The sequence below is a fragment of the Brachyspira pulli genome, assembly GCF_036997785.1.
GTDB classification, from domain to species: domain Bacteria; phylum Spirochaetota; class Brachyspiria; order Brachyspirales; family Brachyspiraceae; genus Brachyspira; species Brachyspira pulli.
In genome coordinates, this window is sequence record NZ_JAWLQI010000112.1 from 1 (window position 1) to 4,544 (window position 4,544).

At 24.8% G+C, this 4,544-nt stretch carries 6 protein-coding genes; 2 read left to right on the forward strand and 4 right to left on the reverse strand.

What is annotated here, in order from left to right; all coding sequences use genetic code 11:
- Positions 1-68 precede the first annotated feature (68 nt).
- Positions 69-869 (forward strand): hypothetical protein, encoded by an 801-nt coding sequence (locus R4K56_RS14430; protein WP_335773158.1) that lies wholly within the window; start codon positions 69-71, stop codon positions 867-869.
- A gap of 90 nt (positions 870-959) precedes the next feature.
- Here the strand turns inward: R4K56_RS14430 and R4K56_RS14435 are convergent, their stop codons facing one another.
- Genes R4K56_RS14435 through R4K56_RS14445 form a run of 3 tightly spaced genes read right to left on the reverse strand, consistent with a single transcriptional unit; the run spans position 960 to position 2,266 of the window.
- Positions 960-1,463, reverse strand: coding sequence for a hypothetical protein (locus R4K56_RS14435; protein WP_335773159.1), 504 nt, complete (start codon positions 1,461-1,463; stop codon positions 960-962).
- A gap of 23 nt (positions 1,464-1,486) precedes the next feature.
- Positions 1,487-2,023, reverse strand: a complete 537-nt coding sequence (locus tag R4K56_RS14440; RefSeq protein ID WP_335773160.1) for a hypothetical protein — start codon at positions 2,021-2,023, stop codon at positions 1,487-1,489.
- A 42-nt stretch (positions 2,024-2,065) separates the two neighbouring features.
- Positions 2,066-2,266 (reverse strand): hypothetical protein, encoded by a 201-nt coding sequence (locus R4K56_RS14445; protein ID WP_335757333.1) that lies wholly within the window; start codon positions 2,264-2,266, stop codon positions 2,066-2,068.
- 333 nt (positions 2,267-2,599) lie between these two features.
- Between R4K56_RS14445 and R4K56_RS14450 the strand changes: the two genes are divergently transcribed.
- Entirely contained in the window at positions 2,600-2,827 is a 228-nt protein-coding gene (locus tag R4K56_RS14450) for a hypothetical protein (RefSeq protein ID WP_335773161.1), read from the forward strand.
- Positions 2,828-2,963: 136 nt separating this feature from the next.
- On the opposite strand, the gene R4K56_RS14455 is transcribed toward R4K56_RS14450, so the two are convergent.
- Positions 2,964-4,292: an NfeD family protein gene (locus tag R4K56_RS14455; protein WP_335757332.1), complete on the reverse strand. Its 1,329-nt coding sequence runs from the start codon at positions 4,290-4,292 to the stop codon at positions 2,964-2,966.
- Positions 4,293-4,544: the final 252 nt, after the last annotated feature.

Consider the following 4,544-nt stretch of genomic DNA (forward strand, 5'->3'; position numbering starts at 1 on the left):
TAAAAAAATTTGTAATTTTGATTGGTATAGGTTACAATAAATACCAAATCTGTATTTGAAGGAATTTTATGACATCATTGAGAAAGGAATTAGAAAAAAGAGAATTTGAAACTTTAGATTTATTCACTGTATCTTTTTCTTTATTTATATCTAATTTTACTAATTTTTTAATATTGGCATTAATATGTTCTTTGCCTTTGATATTAACAAGTATATATTTTCCTGTAAGAATGTTTGATCCTGAAAAGGTAAAAACAGCGGAAGATATTCTTAAGTGGTTTCAAAATGATGTAACTATAGGTTTTTATATAAATATATTCCTTTCTTGGTTTTTAGATACATTGTCTGTAATAGCAGTATCTTTATTAGTAGAAGGATTAGTTTATAAAAGAAGGAAAACGGCTACTTGGGCTATTTTAAAAAGTTTTAATTTTATATTCCCAGCATTAGTAACCTCTTTTATGTACTTTGTACTTGTATTTTTAGGTCTTTCATTCTTTATAGTTCCCGGAGTAGCATTAATAATATTATTTGTATTTATTCAGAATGTTTGTGCTTTAAGACATACTTGGGGAATCAATGCTTTGAAATATTCTTTCTACTTAGCTAAGCCTAAATTTTTTAAGGTATTATTTATACTTACATTTATATTCTTCTTTCAAAGAGTATATTCAATAACATTCCTTTCTACTTCTATAGATACAAGGGAAGGATTATTAACTTATTTTATTTCTATGATTGTACTTTACATATTTGATATATATTTCAAAGTTATTATGTCATTATTCTTCTTAAACAGGGATTATATTATGAGCAATAATGTAAGCGTTGATGAAACTGTAGATGATGATGACGAAATAAATGAGTAATTAATTATATTTATCATTAATAAAAAAGCGTAAATCACTTTATAACAATATAAAATGGTTTACGCTTTTATCATGAAGGTATATATATTATTAGATTTTATTCCAAACTTTTTTGAAGAAAACAGCTAAAAATGCTATTACTATTACAACAATAGCAAGCTGAAATAATACCTCAAAAATATCTTCTAAATTATGAAGTATATAATACATTCCATAAAATCTTGATGAAAATACGATAAGTGATACAAATAATAATCCTAATAAAACTAGAGCAGCTATAATAATAGTTTTTCTATGTTTTTTTGCCACTATAAAATTAGTATCATCAGATGAACTTTCTTGTTTATTATCATATTTTCTATCATCAAATTTATCATACATCTTTTTTATAAAAGCTATTGCCAAAACTATCACTGCTATTGATATTGATAGCTTCAATAAAATCTCAGCAACATCATCTAAATTATGAAGAAAGTAAAAAAGATAATACTGTATTCCAAGAAATCTATTTGCTATTACTAATAAAGCTATTAATGCTATAATTGATACTGCAATTATAACAGGTTTTGATTTTGTAATTACATTGTTTTTCATATTCCCCCCTTATAAAATATAAATTATTTTTTCTTTCTAACTTCTGACTTTAATCTATATTCTGGTTTTAATTCATATACCTTTTCATATCTGGGATCATTTTCTCTTGGGTCAATACTTCCAGGCAATTTTTTTTCACGTCTTTCATAATCTCTCATATCATATTCATATACTTGATCATCATTAACTATAGCATTTTTTCTTTTACTTCTTTCACTTATATCGTTTCTATTATCTCTTTCATTATATAGTTCTCTGCGTCTTCTTCTGTTTCTATATTCTCTTTCATCTTCGTAGTCATCATAATAATCATCTTCATCATCATGACGTCTTCTTTTCATTCTTCTGTTATTATCATAATCTCTCATTCTTCCAGATGTATTTTCATCTTTTAAGAATTTCTTTATGAAGTACATTACTACAACAATCATCAAAACTATTCCCACAAGTTTTGCTATATCTTCAATAAAGTCAAAAGCATCTTCTAGTAAATCAAAGCAATAAAGATTGCTTTGTATAATAAAAGTAGATATTAAAGTTGTGATTGTTAATTTTTTCATTATCTATTTTCTCCGTTAATTAAAGTAAATCATATCTACTTATCATTTATCATCAGTATTTTTATCTTTATTCATGTATTTTTTCAAAAAATATACTGCAACGCCTATTATAACAATGATGCCAATTATCTTAGCCAAATCATCAAATATAAAATCAAAAGTGTCTTCTATCAAATCAAAACAATAAAGATTAATACTAATAATAAACATAGATATTAAAGTTATAAGTCCTAATTTTTTCATTTATTTCCTCCTTATTATTTTATTGTTAAGACATTTTCCTTATATTTAAAGTATAGCACAATATTATAGTTTTGTAAATATTATTTAAATAAATTTTACACAAAATACATAATTGTAAATAAAATGTAAAACATTATATAATACATTTTATACATATTTTTGATGATTAAAGATAAATACTAATGTTAATTTGTAATAATATAATCAGATGTTCATACAGTATATAAAAACGCCATAATTAACAATTTTATACAAATTATAATAAAGTTATCAAGCTTTTTTTTATATTACCGTTAATATGTTAACATAGTACTAAATAAAGGAGTTATTAGTATGACAGTTAATAAAATCAGCAATATAAATAATACACAAACAGCACCTGTTCAAGCTGTTCCTCAAAAAGCAGCTCAAACTAACATTCAAAGAATAAGCCAGCAGGGAAGCAGTATATCTCCATTATCAAGCAGATACACTTATGCTATAGGACGTGATGGAAAAAGATATGTATTACAGCTTAGAATAGATATATCTTCTGTTAAAGCTTTTAGTTCAATGGCTTAAAAAATATTATATACTGATTTTTGTATATAATAATATTTTTTAAGGATAGTATTAATGAAATTATATAAGATTATTATATGCTAGGAATTTATTTTTAGAATTTTTCAAAATAAATTCCTAGCATATTTTTAATAGTTTAAATAAGTTTTTTTACTACTATTTTATTTCCTTCTACTAATATAACTTTTAATTTACTGCCCTTATCTATAAATTCACCTTCGCTTATAGCATCATATTTTTTATCATCTATAATAATATATCCAGAAGGTCTGAAGAAAGTATCAGCAATTCCTTCCTTATTTAGAAGATCATTATAAGAAACGCTTGAATTATATCCTGATGTATCACTGTCTAATATAACATTTCTTTTTAAATCTTTTGATTTTACAAAGAATCTAGCTATTAATATTATTAGTACTATATCAACTATTAATGATATAAAGATAACAAGTGTGGCAGCTGCTATATTATTAATACCAAAGGATATAAATATACTGGAAACAATTCCTATTATTCCAAGTATTCCAGTAACTCCAAATCCCGGTATAAGAAATATTTCAACTCCCAAAAGTATTATTCCCAATACAAATATTGCAGGTGCTAATAAATTACTATCTCCTGATAAGAATTGAGCAAAGAAGAATACAGAGAAGGCTACTATAGCAGTTACTCCTCCTACACCAAATCCGGGAGTTTTTATTTCTAAGTATATTCCTGCTATTCCTATAGATATTAAAAGGCTTAATATAAATGGATTTAGTAAGAATTTTAATACTGAATCGTATTGTTCTTCTTCTATATCAACTATAGTGTAATTTTTATCTAAACCTTTTAATTTTATTATTTCTTCTATGGAGTTAGCTTTTTTATCAGCTATATTTATTTTTACAGCTTCATCAGCACTTAATGTTAATAATGTTTTATCGTCCAAATCTATACCATCGCTTTTTCTATTCAAAACAATAGTTTCATCAACCATAGCTTCAGCTGCTCTTGCATTTTTATTATTTGCTTCAGCCGATGCTCTCATAGCGGCACGCATTGCACTCACTTCTTTTTCACTAGCTTTTTTAGGTTCATTTCCGTTTACATATATTGGAGTTGCTGCTCCTATTACGCTTCCGTCAGACATATAAATTTCTTTGGCACTCAAAGATATCAAAGCTCCTGCTGATAAGGCATTTTTATTAATATAAACTACAACAGGTACATCGCTTTCTATAATATAATTTTTTATAGACAATGCAGAAGATAAAAGTCCTCCTGGAGTATCCAGTTCTAGTATTATTAAATCTGCTTTATCTTCATAAGCTTTATCTATAGCTTTTTTTATATATCCTGCATACCATCTATTAACTTCCTGAAATTCTTGTTTTCTTATAACATAAATTTTATTATCTTCAGCGTATACTATATTGGAAAGTATAAAAATAGTTATAACAAATATTTTTAGTATATTTTTCATAGTTCTTATTTCCTAAATTATATTATTAGTATTTTAGTATAAGTTATATTTTTTTCAACTTATTAATTCTTTATTAATATTTTGATTTCTTTAAACGCACGGTAAATGAGCTTTATATATAAAATAATAATTAATAATTATTTTATATATTTCATTTTATTTAACGTGCGGTGCAGGCATTATAAATTTAAAAATAACTTGGGTGGGTGTAAAAATAACAGTATGAAATTAAAAAGAAAATAAAGTAAAAAC

Bases quoted from the DNA above. Each gene is read 5' to 3' on its own strand.
- R4K56_RS14440 (WP_335773160.1), bottom strand. From the start codon at position 2,023: ATGAAAAAATTAACAATCACAACTTTAATATCTACTTTTATTATACAA.
- R4K56_RS14430 (WP_335773158.1), top strand. From the start codon at position 69: ATGACATCATTGAGAAAGGAATTAGAAAAAAGAGAATTTGAAACTTTA.
- R4K56_RS14445 (WP_335757333.1), bottom strand. From the start codon at position 2,266: ATGAAAAAATTAGGACTTATAACTTTAATATCTATGTTTATTATTAGT.
- R4K56_RS14450 (WP_335773161.1), top strand. From the start codon at position 2,600: ATGACAGTTAATAAAATCAGCAATATAAATAATACACAAACAGCACCT.
- R4K56_RS14435 (WP_335773159.1), bottom strand. From the start codon at position 1,463: ATGAAAAACAATGTAATTACAAAATCAAAACCTGTTATAATTGCAGTA.
- R4K56_RS14455 (WP_335757332.1), bottom strand. From the start codon at position 4,292: ATGAAAAATATACTAAAAATATTTGTTATAACTATTTTTATACTTTCC.